The sequence below is a fragment of the Fibrisoma limi BUZ 3 genome, assembly GCF_000296815.2.
Taxonomy (GTDB): domain Bacteria; phylum Bacteroidota; class Bacteroidia; order Cytophagales; family Spirosomataceae; genus Fibrisoma; species Fibrisoma limi.
In genome coordinates this window covers 1-19,109 of sequence record NZ_CAIT01000011.1, presented here as the reverse complement: position 1 = coordinate 19,109, position 19,109 = coordinate 1, and the positions used below count along the sequence as shown (strand labels likewise).

Here is a 19,109-nt window from a genome sequence, read left to right as displayed (position 1 = left end):
TTATCTGTTTCTTATACTTTATTACGATTAAGTTAAATAATCACAATTACCGTAAAAGTTTATTGTACCTCAATCAGTAAACGTCTGTAACTCGTCAGATTAGGACTTCCTGTATCCGTTACGTCAAGCACAATAGAGATGCGTCGGCCTTTCCACGCTGCCGGTATCTGAATGTTCAGATTGGTCTGCTCAGAAAGTGGCTCAGGAAATCCAGCACCCGGATTTGGATAAGCCAGCCAGCGGAAGCGCAGTCGGTCGCCGTCCGGATCGCGAGATGCTTCTCCGTTCAGGGCGAGTGATGTCCCGGCCGGTACGTTCAATTCAGAAAACAATTCCTTCGCACCGTTTCGAATCACCGCTACGGGTGGATGGTTGGCGTTGAGGTAAGACTTTGTACACCAGTCGAGCCGCGCCTGAAAATCATGCTGCCAGGCCTCACGCCAGCGGTACACAGCCGCCATTCGCGGGTCAGGATCATCGGCAAACTGCCCCACCGAATCAACCGCTTCGACGTACTGATTTTGCTGCTTTCGCCTGAACCGTCCACCCCAGCCGCCCAGTTCAGGCTGGCCCCATACGTTTAGTCCATTGGACAGTAACCCCAGAAACGACGGCGTATCCCCTTCCTTGATACCCATAACCGGCCCGAGCTGACGGCTCCAGATGTCGCCACCCCGGTAATTCACGTAGAGGGCACCCAACGGGCCATGCCCATGCTGTATGTTCTCGGCCACCCAGACCGAATCCAGCAGCGTTCGATCACCACCCCGGTACATTCCCCGAATACCGTGGTTACGCAGGATGTAAAACAGGTTCGGAAACTGTTCCCGAATCCAAGGGCCCGTCTGGTCCTGGTCGTAAATAGCATGCACCCGTAGCTTCGCGACAAACGCATCAATTGCATCAGCAGACCGGGTTTGTCTGACCTTCCATAAGGCCTGTGCCAAATCGGCTGACCCGCCCCAGATGCACACCCAGACCGGTCGTGGGTCAGCCTGATCAACCACTTGAATAATCCAGTCCGATGCTTCTGTATCCTTGCCTGCACCAACACTATTTTCCAATGGTTGCCCCGGCCCGGCAACGGGCTGTCCGGCTCTAACGAGTTGGTTCAACTGAGCGGCCGGTGGATAAGCCGCACTATGGTTCAGCAGATTACGGTGAACCTGGCCATAGGCCGAAATTACCCGCTGAATCAGTTCCGGCCGCACGATCTGACCGTGGCGTAGATTCGACGATGCAATCAGCCCTTCTACCTCCAGTTCGTTCGTGTACAGCATCAGCCGAATCAACGACTGGCCGTCATCGGGTTCGCCCTGTTTCTGATCAAGGCTGCTGATGTCGGTCAGAATGATAACGCGGGGTTTATCAGAATGTACTTTCTGATGAACCGTGTGCTGTATTGGCCCTGAATAATCGCGCACGTAGCTTGCAACAACGGTGAGGATAAGAAAAAGCGATAGAATCAATTTCATAGCCAGCGCATTATACAACCATTCTCCCACCCGATGGGTCTTATACCACCATGAAGAAGCCGAGCTGTTACGTCTACCTATTCAGTGTGCTGCTGATGCTGCAAAACTGCCAGAGCGACTGCACCAAACCGGAACGGTGCGAGCTGGAGCCAGAAACCGGGCCTTGCAAAGCATATTTCAGAAAGTATTTTTACGATAAAAAGGAAAACCGCTGCAAGGAGTTCGTTTGGGGTGGTTGCGGTGGGGTCGTTCCGTTCAACACCCTGGAAGAATGTAGTGCCTGTACCTGTTCAAAGTAGCCCTGCAAAAACTCCCTCACTAAGCGGTTAATGAGGGAGTCGGTTAGCTTTATCGCAACGCCTGGCGAATGACCTCTTCCACCGACAGCCCAGCGTCTGCCCTCAGGATGTCGTCCACGCTCTTCTCAGCGGTCGGTTTTGGGAAGCCCAGGGCAACGAGCGCGGCCAGGGCTTCCTCGCGCACCGGATTGGCAGCCGCCTGTTGCCGGTACGTTGGTCCATCAGGCACAACACCTGATTTTTTCATCTTATCGCGCAATTCAAGAATAATACGCTGCGCTGTTTTAGCACCAATACCCTTGATCGCCTGCACAGCCCTGACGTTTTCGCCCAGTATAGCCAGCCGAAGATCGCCCGGCTGCATGGCCGATAGCATTCCCAGCGCGGTGTTTGGGCCTACGCCTGATACGCCGATCAGGTCCAGAAAAAGCGATTTTTCGTCGGCCGACGCAAATGCAAACAGCGTCTGCGCATCTTCCCGAAAATGATGATGGATAAACAATTTTACGCGCTCGCCACCGCCCGGCAGCGTAGCGTATGTTTGAAGGGAAATATGAACTGAATAGCCAACCCCCTGTACATCGATAATGGCGTGCGTTGGTTCTTTATAAGCCAGCGTACCGTCTAAATAGGCAATCATTAATCCTGCGTAACGCGTTCAGAAAATGGTTTATACGTGAGCTGTAGGCTTGAGGGCCAAACTCCAATAGAGGCCAATAAGTCAGCCCATAAGCAACTGTCAATCTGGTAAATATACAAAAACCCACGACTTTTCTGAGTAAATCGTGGGTTAATCGGCAGGTTTACCCTACTATCAGTTTCTGGCCGGGTTTAAGTGAGTTTCCCCGAATGTGATTCATTTTCTTCAGCTTGTCAATGGAAATTCCACCGTAGCGCTGGGAGATGTTCCACAACGTATCGCCCGCCTGAACTCGATGATACCGGGGTTTATAGCGCTTCGTACTAGCCGCCACCGCGGCTTTTTTCTGCCCTTTTGGTGTTCCCTGCTCGGCCAGTTGTTCAGAGCGCGTTTCAGCGGCTTCTTTCAATACGACCAGCTTCTGTCCCGGTCGAATGGCGTTTGACCGCAGGTGATTCCACCGCTTCAGGTCATACACTTCTACGTTGTATCGATCGGCCAGCCGAAATAAGCTCTCACCCCGTCTTACGGTATGCGTCTGCTTGCGGGGCTTCTTCAGCACCACCGTCTCAATGTCGTCTGCTTCGGGCTCTTCGTTCGCTGCCAGTGCCGATGCTTTTCCACCGGCTTTTTTAGCTGACTCCGTCTCCTCTGTCAGTTCTTCCAGCATCAGATCAGCCAATGGCGAAACATCCCGGTTGGCATATAATTTACCCAGCGAGTCGTTATACTGAACATCCTCCGCCGAAGCCAGCAGCACGTGAGCCATGGCTACCGGTATCCGACCGGCCGAATCCATAATGGCCCGTCGACGTGAAGCAAAGTACCCATAATTGGCACGTGGTATGCGTAAGGGATAACCTCGGGTGTACTCAGGCAGAATGGTAGTCGTAACGGCCGGGTTCATTTTTTTCAAATCTTCCAGCGCAATCTGACTGTGCTTAGCAAACGTTTCCAGGTTGAAATACCCATGAATCTGGATGGTATCGTGCGGAATTGGGTGTTCAATCGTTTCAGCCACGATCCCGTGGTCGTTGGCATGGTTCATCATGTAAATCTGAGCGATGAACTGAGGTACATACGCTCGGGTCTCTTTCGGTAAATGGTCAAAAACCGTCCAGAACGAATCGCCCCCTGACCGACGCATGGCACGTTTTACCTTGCCGGGGCCACTGTTGTAGGCCGCCAGCGCCAAATGCCAGTCACCGAAGATGTTGTACAGATCACGCAGGTATTTACAGGCCGCTTCGGTAGCTTTAACAGGATCCATGCGCTCATCAACGTAGTCATCCTGATACAACCGCAGGTCGCGTCCGGTGCCCGGCATGATCTGCCAGAGCCCACCCGCCCCCGCGTGTGAGATGGCCCGTGGATTCAGCGCCGACTCCACAATGGAAAGGTATTTTAACTCATCGGGTAATCCGTACTGAGCCAGCAGGCGCTCGTAAAGAGGAAAAAACAGCGGCATACGCTCCAGCATCGTACGCGTAAAGCTCGCCTTACGGAACGTAAAGTAATCGACATACGCATGAACCGTCTTGTGGTAGGGCAGCGGAATATTTTTTTGCAGGGCCGCGAGCCGATCAATAATCAAACTGTCTGGAACAGTCGGAACATAGGCCACTGTATCGGCCTTAATGACACTTGCTGAGTCCGCCTTCTGCCCAGGCGTTCCCGATAGAATCGTAGTCTGGGCGTGGGTTTCCGAAAACAGTCCCAGCGCCACACTCAACAGCCCCCCAATCAGCAGGCTACGGTTCAGGTGTTGCATTTGTTTATGGTTAGGTGTACGTTACGATTATTGAGTTTGACGTATGAAGTTTGTCGATCGGCAGGTTAAACCGCCCGCCCAAACTTCGAACGTCAGGCTAAACGCCTGGCGAAGGCTACCAATGCCCCCTCAGCGAAGGGGGGAGCCATAATTTGCAGGCCGATCGGCAAACCAGCCGCATCTGTACCGTTTGGAACCGAAATGGCCGGATAACCGACTACGTTGGCCTGCACGGTAAAAATATCGGCCAGATACATCTGCAATGGATCATCGGCCTTTTCGCCCAGTCGAAACGCCGGGGTGGGCGTAGTGGGCGAAATCAAAAAATCGTATTCGCTGAAAACCCGCTCCGTTTCCTGCCGAATCAACCGGCGAACCTGCTGGGCTTTGGTATAATAAGCATCGTAATAGCTGGCGCTGAGAGCAAATGTACCCAGCAGAATGCGTCGACGTACTTCGGGACCAAACCCTTCCGTGCGACTTTTCTTGTATAACGATACTAAGTCAGAAACTGAGGTAACCGCTCGATAACCGTATCGAACCCCATCAAAGCGCGAAAGATTCGACGACGCTTCGGCCGTAGTAAGAATGTAGTACGTTGGAAGCAGGTAGTTGAGTAACGAAAAATCGACCGGCTCCACCTCGTGGCCGTCCGCCCGGAGCTGGTCTATGGTTCGCTGCGTAGCGGTCCGGATACTTTTGTCAACGCCGTCACTTTCAACGCCCTCGCGCAGATAAGCGATACGTAGCGGTCGGTCGGGAAGCTGGGTTTGTGAGTAGGTATCCACAGGACGGCTCGATACGGTACTATCGAACTCATCGGCTCCGGCCATGATTTCCAGCAGCAGAGCCGCATCGTCGGGCGTGTTGGTGATGGGGCCAATGCAGTCAAATGACGATGCATAGGCGATAAGTCCCCAGCGGCTGATACGGCCGTAGGTTGGCTTGAGGCCCACTACCCCACAGAAGGCTGCCGGTTGACGAACAGAACCGCCCGTATCAGAACCGATGCTGGCCAGACATAACCCGGCCTGCACCGCAACGGCCGAACCGCCACTCGATCCGCCTGGAACGCGATCCGGATCGGCTGCATTTCGAACCGGGCCGAAGGCTGAGTTCTCGTTAGACGACCCCATCGCGAACTCGTCGCAGTTTTGCCGTCCAATGATAATCGCGTCTTCGTCCAGCAGGCGCTGCACTGCGGTAGCCGTAAATTGGGCCGTGAACCCGTCCAGAATATGGCTGCCTGCCCGAAGCCCGTGTCCCGCGTAACTCAGCACATCTTTAATCCCGATGACCATCCCGGCCAGTTTACCGGCCACCCCGGTAGCCAGCTTCTGATCAACGGCATCCGCCCGGTGGCGGGCCTCATCGGCATACACTTCCGTAAAAACGTTCAGATGACGGTACTCATCAATACGGGAGAGGTACTGCTCCACCAATTGGCGACAGCTTACGGCTCCGGCAAGGAGATCGGTTCGGACAGTAGCGTAGCTTCGGTAAGGGGTCAAGCGGAAGGTAGTTTAACGATTGGATGCCAAAGTTGCACCCAAAGGTCCGGTAATGCAAAACAGACAACCGAATGGCCCTAGTGTAGCACCACTCCGTTGTCTGTCTATGAACAACTAGATTACTTCGATTCCTTAAGACCGTCCTCGATGTTATCGCGGACATCCTTGGTGGCATCCTTGAACTCGCGGATACCTTTGCCCAGGCCCCGAGCCAGTTCTGGCAACTTCTTGGCGCCGAAGAAAAGTAACAGCGCCAGGAAGATCAGCAACATCTCCTGACCGCCCAAACCCATAATTGCGAAAATGCTTGCAAAAACCATGATTAATTTCGGATTTGAATGTATGCAAAGTTAGTAAACTCCTTCTTAACAATCCATTAAAACAGGATGAATATTAACCAATCTTAATGGTTTGTGTCGTGTTCCGGCCGGGCCGGGATGCTTCCTCCGCAGGTGTAGCAACGCCCTGCTCCCACTGCCGAAAGCGGTCGATATCACTACTGACCGATGTAAAAAGCCATCCTACGAGGGCAATGTCATCAACAATACCCACAATCGGCAAAATATCCGGAAGGATGTCTATTGGATTTAAAAAGTACAGCAGTACCCCTATTATACTCACCAGCGACTTCCAGGGAAGCTGTTTATAATCACCCGAAGCATAGGCTCTCAGCATCCGGGTCAGCAGGGCAATCTGCTCCCGAAACACCGAAATATTCTTTCCCGACAGCCCACCACTTTTGTTTAATGCTTCACGGACAAGGGCAAAAATACGGGTGCTATTACGGGCATACCGAACCGCACCTATATTCGCTCGTTTAAAAAAAATAGACGTCAGTACACGCGTCAGTAATCGTTGTTTAGCCATAATGCGAAAAGTCAAAATCATCGGTTGGTTACTACCTGTAGATGATTGCCGTTGTGGCGAAGGTATAACAAAAAATTCGCCACAATATTTCATTAAACGAGTAACAGGTCCGGAAGTTTATACCTGGTTCTATTGGTTTGTCCGGTATGGTACGTGTATTTTTACCGCCGGTTTTAACCCTTTAATTCCGAACACTGTATGAAAATAACCGTAGTAGGCGCCGGTGCTGTCGGTGCAACGACCGCCGACAATATCGCCCGCCGGGAACTAGCCGAAGAAGTGGTGCTGCTGGACATCAAAGAAGGCCTTAGCGAAGGCAAAAGCCTGGATATGTTTCAGACCGCGACACTGCTTGGCTTCGATACCAAACTCACAGGTTCTACCAATAATTACGAAAAAACGGCCGGTTCAGATGTCGTCGTTATTACGTCGGGGTTGCCGCGTAAGCCGGGCATGACCCGCGAGGAGCTGATCGGTACGAATGCCAACATTGTAAAAGGTGTTGCACAAAACATTCTCCAGCACTCACCCGACGCCATTCTGATCATCGTGTCAAATCCGATGGACACGATGACGTACCTAACCCTCAAATCGCTGGGTCTGCCGAAAAACCGCGTTATTGGCATGGGGGGTATCCTGGATTCTGCCCGGTTCAAAACATATCTTTCTTTCGCGCTCAACTGCCCGCCCAACGACATCCACGGCACGGTAATCGGTGGTCACGGCGACACCACGATGATCCCGCTGACTCGCCTGGCTACCCGCAATGGCGTTCCCGTTAGCCAGTTCCTCGATGCTGACACGCTGAAAAAAGTAGCCGCCGACACGATGGTGGGTGGTGCTACGCTGACGGGCTTGATCGGTACGTCGGCCTGGTACGCACCGGGAGCCGCTACGGCCCTGCTGGTAGAAAGTATTGTTCGTGATCAGAAGCACATTTTCCCCTGCTGCGTTTACCTCGAGGGCGAGTATGGTCAGTCAGACATCTGCCTGGGCGTTCCGGTGGTGATTGGCAAAAATGGCTGGGAAGAAATCATTGATTACAAGCTCAATGAAGAAGAGCAGGCTGCTTTCAACAAATCGGCCGATGCCGTTCGGAATATGAATAACGTACTCTCAACGCTGGAATTAGGCGTATAAATTACGTTAGCAGAAAATGCCCCGCCGATCAGCCGATCGGCGGGGCATTTTTTATGCCAAATAATCCAACAGAAATCGGGTGCGTATTTCTACGTATGGAAACGTACTACTCCTGAATTTTCATTTTGGGCGTATCTCCTCTACCCGCCCCCAACACGGTGCTGTACTTTTGCATCGTCTTTTGAAGCCAACAACTACACAACAACTACTAATGAAACCGATCCTCTTTTTAATCACGCTCTGGACGATGCTCACCTACGGGAGCCCGTCCGCCCATTCCTCGACGAACGACGAGGGGATTCGGCGCGAAACCAAGCTGGAAAAGCAGCTACAAAGCTACCTGTCGTACCCGGACGTGCTGAAGAAAAGCCAGCAGGGAGGTATTGTTATCGTACGCTTCCGTGTTAATGCCGATCACCGGATCACAAATCTGGAAGTGCTGACCGACAACCAGGCGCTGAAAACAACTCTTGAGGAGGAGTTAGCCGGTAAGAAAATTCTGGGAAACGTAGCGGAACCAACGCAGACTTATCTGGCCCGCCTGCGTTTTACGCCCGGCGAGTAAGCTTATCCAACTGTACAGCAAAAGCCCGACGCATGTGTATGTCGGGCTTTTTGTGTTTTAAAACAGCCAGTGGGGAAAAACTCAGTTCGTTAAACTTTTGCGTACTTTTGGACACCGTTTCCGTAACTCGTATGATTATCTATGAAATCAGCTTTTACTAGTGCTGTACGTATATCTTTCCTACTCACTTTCAGTGTACTTCTGCTAAGCAGCTTTCTTAGCGCCCCTCAAACTATTGAACGGTTTTCGGCAACAATTACAACCCGTCAGGTGCAGCAGGGCAAATCTGTAACTGTCAAGGGCGAGGTCTTCTACCAACGGAACGGTTCTATGGTCACCCGTTTTGTCTCGCCCCGCGAAGTGGTGATTCTGGCGAACAAGCTCGGCGAAACACGCATCTATGATCCAAACCGGAACACTGTCATTCGGTATCAGAATGCCGCTTACAGTTCGCAAACTACCCAACTGGCTTTTTTCCTGAACGGCATGACGAGCGATATGGGTCTGCTCCAACTTGGTTTTGTTCAGGACAAAACAATGTATGACGCCAAGAACCGCCTGGTGACGGAGTGGAAACCTAAAACAAATAAGTCGGATGGTGTAGTCCAGCGTGTTAAGCTCGTTTTTAATCAGGGAAATCCAATATACATGCATTACGTAGATGGCGCTGGTAAGATATTCCGAAAAGTGTTTTACTATAATTATCAATTTGTCGAAAATCGGCCTTTCCCGACAACCACAACTGAAATTTTGTATAACAAGAGTGATTCTACCGTTTCCAAAACGGCGTATTCAGATATTCGGCTCAACCAGGTTGCCCAAAGTCCTTACTTCAATTTTAGCATCCCATCAACTGCCAAAACTGAATAGCGCTGTGAAGTTTTTACTGCCTTTCCTGTTTTCCTTGCTGGTTTCGCCGATTGCCAGAAGCCAGTCTACATCTGCTGATTGGCAATTGGTTAGCGAACGTAATTTTCAAACGGACAATGAATTTGCGCAATACCGACGTCCCGGCAATGATGTGCAGGCAGTCGTTTATAAACAGCGTAGTTGGCTAGCCATGTACAATCCGCTTTCTCTAGCACTGAAAGGGGCCATGCTGGGGTATCAGCGCTTAATGTCGCAACAATTAGCCCGGTCTTGTCCGTACCAAACGACCTGTTCGAACTTTAGTAAGCAGGCTATTCAGCAATTTGGTACACTGAAGGGTGTCTTTTTGAGTGCCGATCGTATCATGCGCTGTAATCGACTTGGACTGCTGGACGTTCATACACTAAGCCGGGACCCCGTCGACGGTTCCATTGTAGACACACCTGATCTGTACCGGCTTCGATGAGTCCTTCTTTCTATTATGCACTCAAAGCCAGTTTTTTTATCTGGCTACTGACAACCGCATACGGGTTGCGGGCACAGTCAGCGAACTTCTCACGCGAACTACGCTTTGCTCAGTATCTCGCCGACAAAGATGCATTCGATGAAGCCACTTACGTCCTTCAACGTATCGACTCTCGTATCCTTCAACAAACAGAACGTGACTCGCTGGCGTATTATCTTGGCTGGACAGCGTATAGCAGCAAATCGCTTGATCAGGCGGCACAACAACTACTTGCGGTTTCGCCGGTTTCAGCTTTTTATCAGAAATCTCGGTTTTTTGGCGCTTACTGTTTACTTTTTCAGGGGAAGCGCGACTCTGCCAATGTAGTGATTGAGCGAATTTCTCCATCCGACTCAACGCTTGGCGAGCTTAAAGCGCTGCAACTTGCGGGTATTACGTTGTTGCAGCGACGACTCACCGACTATCAACGTTTCAGCCAGATTTTCACGTATTCGTCTTATGCGATGGCCGAAGAGCAGAAACGATTGGATACCTACTATAAAAAGCTGAGCAGCCAGAAGCATAAATCACCGTTCCTGGCAGGCCTTTATAGTTCCTTAATTCCGGGTTTGGGGAAAATCTATGCTGGTAAAAAAATGCAGGGCATTGCCGCCCTGCTTCCAGTAGTAACGCTGGGGTTGCTTACGTTCGAAGGCTATCGTAAAGATGGGCCGCGGAGTCTTCGCTTTCTGGGCTTTGGCTCTCTGTTCACTGTTTTTTACGTGGGAAACGTCTGGGGTAGCGCTCTGGCAGTGAAAATTAAACGTGACGAATTTAACCGGGAGTATGACAACAAGATTCTGTTTGATCTGCACATTCCTATGCGTAACCTATTTCAGTAAGGCTCAGCAGTCTGGTCAGCTATCCGGTTTAGCAGCGGCTGATTCATTACTGGCTGCGAACCAATATTTCGAAGCGGGTATAGCATACGAGCGAGTCCTTTTTGAAAACACCGAAACTGCCGCTACTTATAAAGCTGTACTTGGCAAGACCCTATCTCTCAAACAAATGGGTCGTTATAACACGGCTGTTACGTTTATAAACAGCCAATTTTCGAACAGCTATCCTGATTCTGTTCGATATCAGCTACGGTATCAGCAAATTCTGTGTGCGTATCTAGCCGGACAATTCGAGAATACTCGTTCACTGCTTGAGCGGCTTCCCGTTGAGCATCCCGGAGCACCTTACTCGCCACTTTTGGAGTGTATTCGGGTATTCACCTTAAATGAGCTGCATCGCTGGGCAGAGGCCGCCGTTGCCTATCGTGAAGCGATAGGCAGATTGGGAGCTGATACGACGAGCGATGATCCATACCGACGGTTACCCAAATTAAAGCGGGAAAGCAAGGCTCAGTGGCTCTCAACTTTCCTCCCGGGAGCCGGTCAGTTATATGCCGGAAAACCAGGTGAAGCTATCCTGAGTATACTGGTACAGTCAGCGGGATTGTATTTTGGAGTTACCAGCTTTCTAAATGCTTATTATCTATCAGCATGGGGGGTGGGGGCTGCTTTGTTCGGCTCATTCCATGCCGGAGGAGTTCGACGATCGCAGGCGCTGGTCCGGCAGTATAACCAGCGACAGATTAGTGCATTTAATGAACGCGTCAAGAAACGGCTCTTATACCAAAGCTCCCCTGATTCGGCCTCGGGCAGATAAGCGAATAATACCTATTATAATCGGATGCGCCCACTCCCCGATTGTGGAGCAGGCGCATCCTGTAGTATCTGGCCAACTTAGTTGTTTGCCCACATGAAAAATTTTGGATTATCAACGAACTTAGAAATGTTATCGTTATTGATAATCAAAACAATAAGGTCAACTAAAGGTACGATCCCGAAAATACCCCCACAAGTTAGAATGTAACCTACCCATGTTAACGTCTCTGTACCGAGATACAACCGGTGAATACCCAATCCACCGAGGAAAAGGTTAAGCAACAGGGCCGGCACGAATTCCTTATCCGCCTGAACGCGAGCGGTCCCTGTCATCTTAGCCGCCATCTGCTGGCTCTGCGCTAAGGTAGTTTCTACAACGGTGTAGCTAACATCGGTACTCTGAGCCATCAATTGTTCAACCTGCTGGTCGTCGATCGTGTACTCATCAATCGTTGCCGAATTAGCATACACACTTAAGCTGCCCACGGTGAGCATTAAGGCAAGAAAAATCTTTTTCATTAAGGTTATGTAGATAAATGTTGGTACGTCGTAAATGTACCGTTGAAGCACTTTAATGCCAAATTTATCAAATGGGAATCAATTCTATAGAATTAATTATATGGAAAAATGCTATTAGATAAACACCTGATACTGCACCACAAATTGCCCCCGGCGACCCGTTGGTGCGAGCTGCGTACCAGCGGCCTCATAAATAGGGCGATTCTGGTAATCGAGTGTGAGCTTACCGTTGTGGCCGTTGATCAGATAATTCAGGCCTACGTTAAATACGCTCATGCCTTTCGTCAGGCGCTGGTAGTCGGCCATCTGCATCTGGGCGTAGGGCATTAGCGTTCCTTTACCTGCTCCGAACAGATCCTGCCGAAGCAAATACCCGACCTGTGCATACACGACTTTGCCCGTACCAAACATTGGGAAGGCATTCCCCTGTGTACCTGACGCGCCTGGCAGACTTGCCGTCGTTCCGGAGGCCGGATTCATGATACCATTGAAGCGTAGGTAATTCGGACCGTAATTCAGGTTAAAATACCCAACGTAGGCATTGATGGCCGAACCCGTCTGGCGGTTGAGGGGCATGTCCAGAAACGCAGCCAGCGACCACAGGTTCAAATCCGTGTAGACCGTATCGGCGGTAGCTTCGCGGTGCCACATAGCCGCTTTCTGCGTAATAAACCCTCCCTCCAGATTGAAAATTTTCTTTTTACCGAGGTATGTTCCGGTCATGTAACCTGGTGTCTGGTTGGCTTCCTTATCGAAAAACTGGTACAGAAACAGCCCTTGAAACTGTTTGGTGTGCCCCTTCTGCGCAAAGTTTGAAAAGGACGACAGGGGTGCCGGAGTTGCTCCATTGGTCTGGACTGGGAACGGGTCGCTGACGGCAACGCGGTAGTCGATTGGACCAACCTGACCGCGGGCGTACAGACTCAGCTTCCGCGAAAACTCGTCTGTCTGATCGACGGTAGCCTGCGCAAACACCGGTACGTCCATGCTCATGATGCTACTTACACTTGGCTGGCTGAACCGCGATAAACCGTTTACGATGGTCAGCCCAGCCCCGAGCTTCAGGTAATCTTTATTTTTGAAAACCAGGTACTCCCCAACAGCATCGTGGAAGAAAGCCGCTATTTTCCGGTTGGCCGGGGTGCCGTTGTTGTTATACGACGGGAAGGCGTTCAGGAAGTTGAAGTTGTTCATGCCAAACTGCACGTACAGAAAGACGTGGTCCGTAAGCTGACCGAACATTTGTATGCGTGTCCGGCGCAAGCCTATGTCGAACGTATTTTCTTTCGGAACCTGATTTACGGTGGTTCCGGGGTTACTCTGGTTCAGCCGTAACCAGGTCTGATTCAGAAAGGTGACCTTGAAAAAATGAGAACCCGATTCGTTGAGGTTGTATTTCAGTTCGTTCTTGTCTGCGCCAGCCGTTCCTACAATGGCCGACGGTCGGGTAGCCGTTCCGGGCGGGCGTTGAGTTTGTTCTGCGGGAGGGGCCAGGGTGTCGGCAGGTGCCTGGGATCTGGTCGGTTGTTGTGCAGCCGCCGACATACCCCCTAAAAGCGCAGCCGCGAATAGTATGTTCTTCATTCAGTACCGGTTTAATTAGGAACTACGTCACGAAAGTAAGGGCCACCCGGGTATGTCCGTCAGTAATACGCATTTCTCTATCATGAGCATTGAAAAATAGAAACAGGTACGCGTCTAGCTAACAGAAAGCCGACCCCAGACGTAGGGTCGGCTTTCTGTTTGTTGGTACAATTCGTTGTCGACGGCTAGTTCAACCACTCACAATCGGGCAGTAACCATTCCTGACCTGGATCAATGGGAGCTCCATCGGGCGGGGCAAGGGTGTTCGTGGTTATCGTCTGTTCGGGACTGCTTTCATATTGTCGGATTAACCAGCGCAGGTAACTGGTCCGACTGGATTTCCCGGATGTCGACGCATCATACGTCGCTTTGAGCTGACCAAGGGCATCAGCCGCGGCAGCCCGGGCACCTCCGTCGACCTCCCGGTTTGTAGCCATCTGAATCAATTCTTCAACGTATTTTCGCTCGACCATCCGGGCAATTTCCCCTTCGTACGTTTCCTTATCAATGTTACTGTTCCGTACGATTGCATCACGCAGTCGATTCATCACATCGCTGAGACCAGGCGTTTGAGGGTCTATTGCCTTCTGACGTACCAGCCGGGCGCAACGTTCAGGGTGCAACATTAACCGGAGGGTCATGCTGGCTGCTGCTTCGGGCGGACCCAACGGATCGAACGTAATACCCGTTCTCCGTTTAAATACTTCGCGTGGATTTGGATCGTAACGAAACGCCCGGGGTGAAATCAGCGCCAGTACGCGAGCCGGTACGGCCAGGAACGATGGCTCCAGTGTGGCCAGTAGTCCGTCGATAGCCTTTGTTTGCTCAACTCCCGGTACGGTCGACAGAACCGGCTGCCCATCTCCGCGCAGGGCATTGGTGTATGTTTGGCCACCCAGTACTTTCGCAGCCGCTTCGACCTGGTACCGGTGAAACATATACATCGGCACAAATACCTCTTCCAGCGTAGTCAGTGGCGTACCGGCCGGAACCTTGCGGTCGTTAAAATTACCAAGCGCCACCCGACGAACGGCAATAACGCGCTTTAGCTCGTCAACGGCATTCGAGCCGTTATCCCAAAGGTGCGTGGCCGGATGTGACGACCCTTCCGGCCGGGCATCCTGATCGGTCAGAAACGACAGCCCCGTTTTGTGCATCTGCTGCACCAGCTTGTCAAGTTCCTGCTTTTCATTTGCTCCTGATGGAAACTGTTCGTATCCGTAGCGGATGCTCCACTTGTCGTATTCACCAATTCCTTTGGCATAGGCATCCGACAGGTCAATCGACGCACCCTTAAGTTTAGCGACCATTGTAGGATAATCCATCACCGACGCCCGGCCGAATGCACCATTGCCTTGTGTGCTGGCAATGTAGTTGTGCGGCAGGCCTAACGTATGACCAACTTCATGCGCAGCCAGTTGCCGAAGCCGATCCAGCGACATCGTCATCATTTCGTTAACGTGTGAGGAATCCGTATCGAAGTTACCCACCAGTCCCTGCGCAATGAGGTAATCCTGCCGCACCCGCAGAGAGCCCAGCGTTACTTTACCTTTGATGATCTCACCCGTGCGGGGATCGATGATACTAGCGCCGTAGGACCAGCCCCGGGTTGAGCGGTGCACCCACTGAATCAGGTTATACCGGACGTCCATCGGATCGGCATCGGGCGGTAGCAGTTTTACCTGAAATGCGTTTTTGTAGCCCGCAGCTTCGAAAGCCTGATTCCACCAAGCGGTTCCTTCCATCAGGGCCGTGCGAATCGGTTCAGGAGCACCGGGGTCCATGTAGTAGATAATCGGCTTTACGGCTTCGCTCACGGCCGCCGATGGGTCTTTCTTCTCCAGCCGATGCCGCGAAATGTACCGCTTTATAATCGGCTGACTGACCGGCGTCGCGTAGTCAAAAAATTCAATGCCACCGTAGCCAATGCGCGGGTCGAACAGGCGGGGCTTATAGTTGTTGTCGGGTAATTGTACGAACGAATGATGCTGCCGCATCGTCACGGCCGCGGCCGTTGGCACTACTTCGCGGAGATACGGGCCGGCATTGTCGCCCGTCAGGGTAACGGTTACTTCGAACTCCGTATTTTGCGGAAAAGCCTTCGTTCGGGGCATATACATGGCGCTCCGCATCGGATCAAATTTAAACGTACCCTGGCGCGTCCGGCTGATGGCCTGGGCAGCCCCCACCCCATCCTGCATCAGAAACGGCGTTAGGTCAACCAGCACCCGGTTCCCTTCTTCGGCCGCTACGTCAAAGCCGGCGTGGACTGATTGAGCGAAAGACTCCTCGACCGCCCGACGTTCAAGCGGATCGTTACTGATGGCGCGATAGGCGTAGTTGGGCTCAATAAGCAGAATTTTATTTCCGCTCCGTTGAAATTTGACGATATGCTCCTGTCCCAGGCGCCCCCGGTCGAGCCCAATGTCATTGGAGCCAACCCCCTGCGCCAGGGTAGGATAATACAGCAGTTCCTGATCGAACCGATCAATTTCCAGCCAGATTTTTCCTTTCCGGGCATCCCAGTAGAACGTCAGGAAACCCGGATGTTTTTCCATCCCGTTCGTAAACGTCGTGATGGTAGCTGGCGAACTGGCCGACGGAGGACTTTGGGCGAAAGAGGCAAAATGCGGTACGGCAAGAAAGAGATAAAGCAGACGTAGTTTCATGCAGCAGGTTGTTATGACAAAACTGCTAAATTTAAAATAAAATCGGGTTTATCCGCTCAACACCCGAATAAAGCATTGTCAGCCGCGAACAGATTGTAAAAAATTTGCCGGGCGATTTCAACCTTTTACTCAATCAGCCCCAACTGTAACTGCTTTTATTAGCAATTTCGTTGCGCCGTAAATCCCGTTGTACGTCAATCTGTTATCAATGACCTTTGAAGCCTGGTCTCCGCTATTCCTGGGCATGGTGCTGGCTATGTTTCTGGCTAACTCCGTACAGTGGTTCATGTACCGGGAACGTATCTATGGCTTGTATTCCATTTACACGCTTATCTGGGCGGGCTACTTCCTGATAAACCACTTCGAACTGCCCCGGAATATAGCCAACGTCAATAAGCTTTTTCTGTCGTACACGGGCTATATCCTGTACCTGGAGCAGGCCAAGATTTTTCTGGATTTGCGCGGACGCCCCCGTTTACTACGCTGGATTTTTGTCGTTCAGTGCCTGCTGGGCGGCTACTGCGTTGTCAAAGCGTACATTTACCTGTTCACTGATTTCTGGCGGACTAATCTGCATGAGATTTTACTCCAGCCGGTACGGCTCTCGCTGCTGGCCGTAGGTATCTACATCGTTGCTACGTTTTTTCGGTCGAAAGACGTTGTCGCCCGGTTTTTTGTGGCCGGTACGGCTTCGCTGCTTATCAACCACTCCGTTACGTTTCTGCTGCTGCTTCGGTCGCCGAACCTGAGCTTACAACTCCCCTTCTGGCAGCACCCGGACCTGTTTGTCCAGACGGGGGTAGTGCTGGACCTGATCTTCTTTTCACTGGGCATCTCCTACCGACACCGGCGGGAAGCCGTCCGGAAGGCAGTGATCGAAAAAGACCTGGAACGCGAACGGGAACAGCGCTACCGCGAACACCTCGAAGCTGATCTGACACTCCAGCGGATGCAGCAGGAAAAAACGGAGGTACAGATGCGTGCATTGCAAAGCCAGATCAACCCGCACTTTCTGTTCAACAGCCTCAACACCCTGTCTTCGCTCATTGATGAAAGTCCTGGCCAAGCCAGTAGTTTTGTCGATGAACTGTCGAGTGTGTACCGGTATCTGCTGCGCAGCAACGAAACCGAGTTAACACCGCTGCGAATCGAACTGCGATTCCTGAGCTCGTATTTTCATCTGCTTCAGACCCGACACGGCAACACAATTATACTTGAGGCCAACATTGACGAAACCGACAAAGACCTGCTGCTCCCCCCATTGACGTTGCAGCTACTGGTTGAAAATGCCGTCAAACACAACGTAGTGCTACCGGAACGTCCGCTCCGCATCCGCCTGCGCGTTGTAGACCATCATCTGATCGTGGAAAACACCCTTCAGCGCAAGACGCTACGGGTCGAATCGAACGGGGTGGGCCTGTCAAACATCGCGGTTAAGTACCGGCTTTTGAACCAGCCCGTCCCTGTTTTTGAAGAGACAGACGGTTGGTTCCGCGTCACATTGCCACTCCTGCCTACACCTTACCCCGTAGCCGCCGGTAAGGTCGCTTAACGTTTTTTGACACGATCTTAACCGAAGTCAAGAAACCAGCCTACGAACTTAACCCAAGTCATGGAAACCGGGTAGCCGGCTCAGCAAACTTTGTAGCGAACAAACACAAGACAGAATCGCTATGAAAACGCTCATGTTTACTATCGCCATGCTACTGACCGCTGGTTCCGTGCTGGCACAGGACACCCTCACGACCGCGTCGCCCAAACCAACCAGGCCACTACGTTACGCCAATACCTTCACGCTGGCTTCTAAGCTTGTTCAGCCGATCGTCTTCGGTGGCTTTAACATCAATGGCGTTTACTACGCCGGTAACCGACTCACGCTGGAATATTCGCACGGGGGCTTTCTGACGTATCCGGAGTACACAAAGTCCGCGGAGCAGGTTGCTCAGAAAACGAACATTAAAATACCCTGGACTACCGGCTTTGGCGTTGGTTACCGCCTTACGCCCACCCTCGATGCCCGCATGGAGTTCAAAGCGCACCGCTTCAACGTCGACTTTGAAGGCACTAATGCGTCGGTGAAGTACACGACGTTTACGGTCGGCCCCGGCCTGTATTACCGGCAGTACCTCGGCCGAACGACCGGATTCAATGTTGAACTTTCGACCCGCTATTGGTATGATGTGGCCAGCTCCCTTCAAAACAACGAGTTCGCGTTTACCGGCGCGAATGGCGAGCGCCAGGTACATGAAGCCGTGAAGATGGGCCTGAGTTTTAACGTCGGCGTCGGGTATACATTCGGCCGAAACCGCGCCCGATAATTACTCAGAGATTAGTCCTGCTGTCAGAGTTTTGCCATACCAGTTCAAACATCTAGTGAAACTATAGGTTAAACCTTACAAAGATAAAATCACTCAGGACGTATGGAAAACAAACAAAAGCTCCAGGGCAAGAAAGTTGCCGCGCTGATGACCGAAGGTTTTGAGCAGGTCGAATACACCGAACCGCGGAAGGCTCTTGAAGAAGCCGGCGCGACCGTTCATCTGATTGCCCCGAAAGGTGGGGAGATCAAAGCATGGGATGAAACCGATTGGGGCGACAGCTTCCCGGTTGATCTGGCGGTCGATGGGGCTGACCCGAACCAGTACGATGCTCTGCTGCTCCCAGGTGGCGTTATGAATCCGGACAAACTCCGCATGGAGCCGAAAGCCGTTCAGTTTGTGAAAAGCTTTTTTGATCAGAAAAAGCCGGTAGCTGCTATCTGTCACGCGCCAATGATGCTGATTGAAGCGGACGTGGTGCGGGGTCGAAAAATGACGTCGTACCCGTCGTTACAGACTGATCTGCGTAATGCCGGTGCCGAGTGGGTTGATCAGGAAGTGGTAACCGATATGGGTCTGGTAACCAGCCGCAAGCCCGACGATATTCCGGCCTTTAACCGGAAAATGATTGAAGAGATTGGCGAAGGTGTACACAACCGGCAGCATCAACAGGCATAAGCCGGCGTACAATGTATATGAACTTATACAAAAAAGCCGGTCC

The 19,109-nt window shown here is 51.7% G+C and carries 19 protein-coding genes; 10 read left to right on the top strand and 9 right to left on the bottom strand.

Annotation, left to right across the window (positions count from 1 at the left end; genetic code table 11):
- Positions 1-59: 59 nt before the first annotated feature.
- Positions 60-1,475, bottom strand: coding sequence for a nucleoside hydrolase-like domain-containing protein (locus BN8_RS30520; RefSeq protein ID WP_009285832.1), 1,416 nt, complete (start codon positions 1,473-1,475; stop codon positions 60-62).
- 50 nt (positions 1,476-1,525) lie between these two features.
- Between BN8_RS30520 and BN8_RS30515 the strand changes: the two genes are divergently transcribed.
- Entirely contained in the window at positions 1,526-1,774 is a 249-nt protein-coding gene (locus BN8_RS30515) for a BPTI/Kunitz-type proteinase inhibitor domain-containing protein (protein WP_009285831.1), read from the top strand.
- A 49-nt stretch (positions 1,775-1,823) separates the two neighbouring features.
- On the opposite strand, the gene ruvA is transcribed toward BN8_RS30515, so the two are convergent.
- The 5 genes from ruvA to BN8_RS30490 all read right to left on the bottom strand — a co-directional run bounded on the left by ruvA (position 1,824) and on the right by BN8_RS30490 (position 6,563).
- Positions 1,824-2,414 (bottom strand): Holliday junction branch migration protein RuvA, encoded by a 591-nt coding sequence (gene ruvA / locus BN8_RS30510; RefSeq protein ID WP_009285830.1) that lies wholly within the window; start codon positions 2,412-2,414, stop codon positions 1,824-1,826.
- A gap of 163 nt (positions 2,415-2,577) precedes the next feature.
- On the bottom strand, positions 2,578-4,185 hold the full coding sequence (locus tag BN8_RS30505; RefSeq protein ID WP_009285829.1) for a lytic transglycosylase domain-containing protein: 1,608 nt from the start codon (positions 4,183-4,185) through the stop codon (positions 2,578-2,580).
- Between the two features lie 92 nt (positions 4,186-4,277).
- Positions 4,278-5,696, bottom strand: a complete 1,419-nt coding sequence (gatA, locus tag BN8_RS30500) for an Asp-tRNA(Asn)/Glu-tRNA(Gln) amidotransferase subunit GatA (protein ID WP_009285828.1) — start codon at positions 5,694-5,696, stop codon at positions 4,278-4,280.
- 119 nt (positions 5,697-5,815) lie between these two features.
- The gene (locus BN8_RS30495; protein WP_009285827.1) at positions 5,816-6,016 is read right to left on the bottom strand and encodes a Sec-independent protein translocase subunit TatA/TatB; all 201 of its coding nucleotides are present in this window, start codon (positions 6,014-6,016) and stop codon (positions 5,816-5,818) included.
- Between the two features lie 73 nt (positions 6,017-6,089).
- Positions 6,090-6,563 carry a YkvA family protein gene (locus tag BN8_RS30490; protein ID WP_040007196.1) on the bottom strand — a complete coding sequence of 158 codons (474 nt, stop codon included), beginning with the start codon at positions 6,561-6,563 and terminating at the stop codon, positions 6,090-6,092.
- Positions 6,564-6,761: 198 nt separating this feature from the next.
- Here BN8_RS30490 and mdh point away from each other — a divergent pair, with 198 nt between their 5' ends.
- The 6 genes from mdh (at position 6,762) to BN8_RS30460 (ending at position 11,299) form a co-directional block, all read left to right on the top strand.
- A complete protein-coding gene (gene mdh / locus BN8_RS30485; RefSeq protein ID WP_009285825.1) occupies positions 6,762-7,703 on the top strand; it encodes a malate dehydrogenase in 942 nt (313 codons plus the stop codon).
- 211 nt (positions 7,704-7,914) lie between these two features.
- On the top strand, positions 7,915-8,268 hold the full coding sequence (locus BN8_RS30480; RefSeq protein WP_009285824.1) for an energy transducer TonB: 354 nt from the start codon (positions 7,915-7,917) through the stop codon (positions 8,266-8,268).
- Between the two features lie 330 nt (positions 8,269-8,598).
- Positions 8,599-9,138, top strand: a complete 540-nt coding sequence (locus BN8_RS30475) for a hypothetical protein (RefSeq protein ID WP_229368487.1) — start codon at positions 8,599-8,601, stop codon at positions 9,136-9,138.
- 4 nt (positions 9,139-9,142) lie between these two features.
- Positions 9,143-9,604 carry a membrane protein insertion efficiency factor YidD gene (gene yidD / locus BN8_RS30470; RefSeq protein ID WP_040007192.1) on the top strand — a complete coding sequence of 154 codons (462 nt, stop codon included), beginning with the start codon at positions 9,143-9,145 and terminating at the stop codon, positions 9,602-9,604.
- Positions 9,601-10,485, top strand: coding sequence for a hypothetical protein (locus tag BN8_RS30465; protein WP_009285821.1), 885 nt, complete (start codon positions 9,601-9,603; stop codon positions 10,483-10,485). Before yidD ends, BN8_RS30465 begins: the two co-directional genes overlap by 4 nt.
- A 166-nt stretch (positions 10,486-10,651) precedes the next feature.
- Complete coding sequence (locus BN8_RS30460) at positions 10,652-11,299, top strand: hypothetical protein (RefSeq protein ID WP_229368479.1); 648 nt, start codon at positions 10,652-10,654, stop codon at positions 11,297-11,299.
- A gap of 77 nt (positions 11,300-11,376) precedes the next feature.
- Here the strand turns inward: BN8_RS30460 and BN8_RS30455 are convergent, their stop codons facing one another.
- From BN8_RS30455 to BN8_RS30445, 3 genes are all read right to left on the bottom strand, one after another.
- Positions 11,377-11,817, bottom strand: coding sequence for a TM2 domain-containing protein (locus BN8_RS30455; RefSeq protein WP_009285820.1), 441 nt, complete (start codon positions 11,815-11,817; stop codon positions 11,377-11,379).
- A gap of 114 nt (positions 11,818-11,931) precedes the next feature.
- On the bottom strand, positions 11,932-13,401 hold the full coding sequence (locus BN8_RS30450) for a hypothetical protein (RefSeq protein ID WP_009285819.1): 1,470 nt from the start codon (positions 13,399-13,401) through the stop codon (positions 11,932-11,934).
- Between the two features lie 185 nt (positions 13,402-13,586).
- A complete protein-coding gene (locus BN8_RS30445) occupies positions 13,587-16,070 on the bottom strand; it encodes a zinc-dependent metalloprotease (protein ID WP_009285818.1) in 2,484 nt (827 codons plus the stop codon).
- A gap of 208 nt (positions 16,071-16,278) precedes the next feature.
- Here BN8_RS30445 and BN8_RS30440 point away from each other — a divergent pair, with 208 nt between their 5' ends.
- From BN8_RS30440 to BN8_RS30430, 3 genes are all read left to right on the top strand, one after another.
- The gene (locus BN8_RS30440) at positions 16,279-17,622 is read left to right on the top strand and encodes a sensor histidine kinase (RefSeq protein WP_009285817.1); all 1,344 of its coding nucleotides are present in this window, start codon (positions 16,279-16,281) and stop codon (positions 17,620-17,622) included.
- A 121-nt stretch (positions 17,623-17,743) separates the two neighbouring features.
- Complete coding sequence (locus BN8_RS30435; RefSeq protein WP_009285816.1) at positions 17,744-18,388, top strand: hypothetical protein; 645 nt, start codon at positions 17,744-17,746, stop codon at positions 18,386-18,388.
- Between the two features lie 102 nt (positions 18,389-18,490).
- Complete coding sequence (locus BN8_RS30430) at positions 18,491-19,066, top strand: type 1 glutamine amidotransferase domain-containing protein (RefSeq protein WP_009285815.1); 576 nt, start codon at positions 18,491-18,493, stop codon at positions 19,064-19,066.
- Positions 19,067-19,109 lie beyond the last annotated feature (43 nt).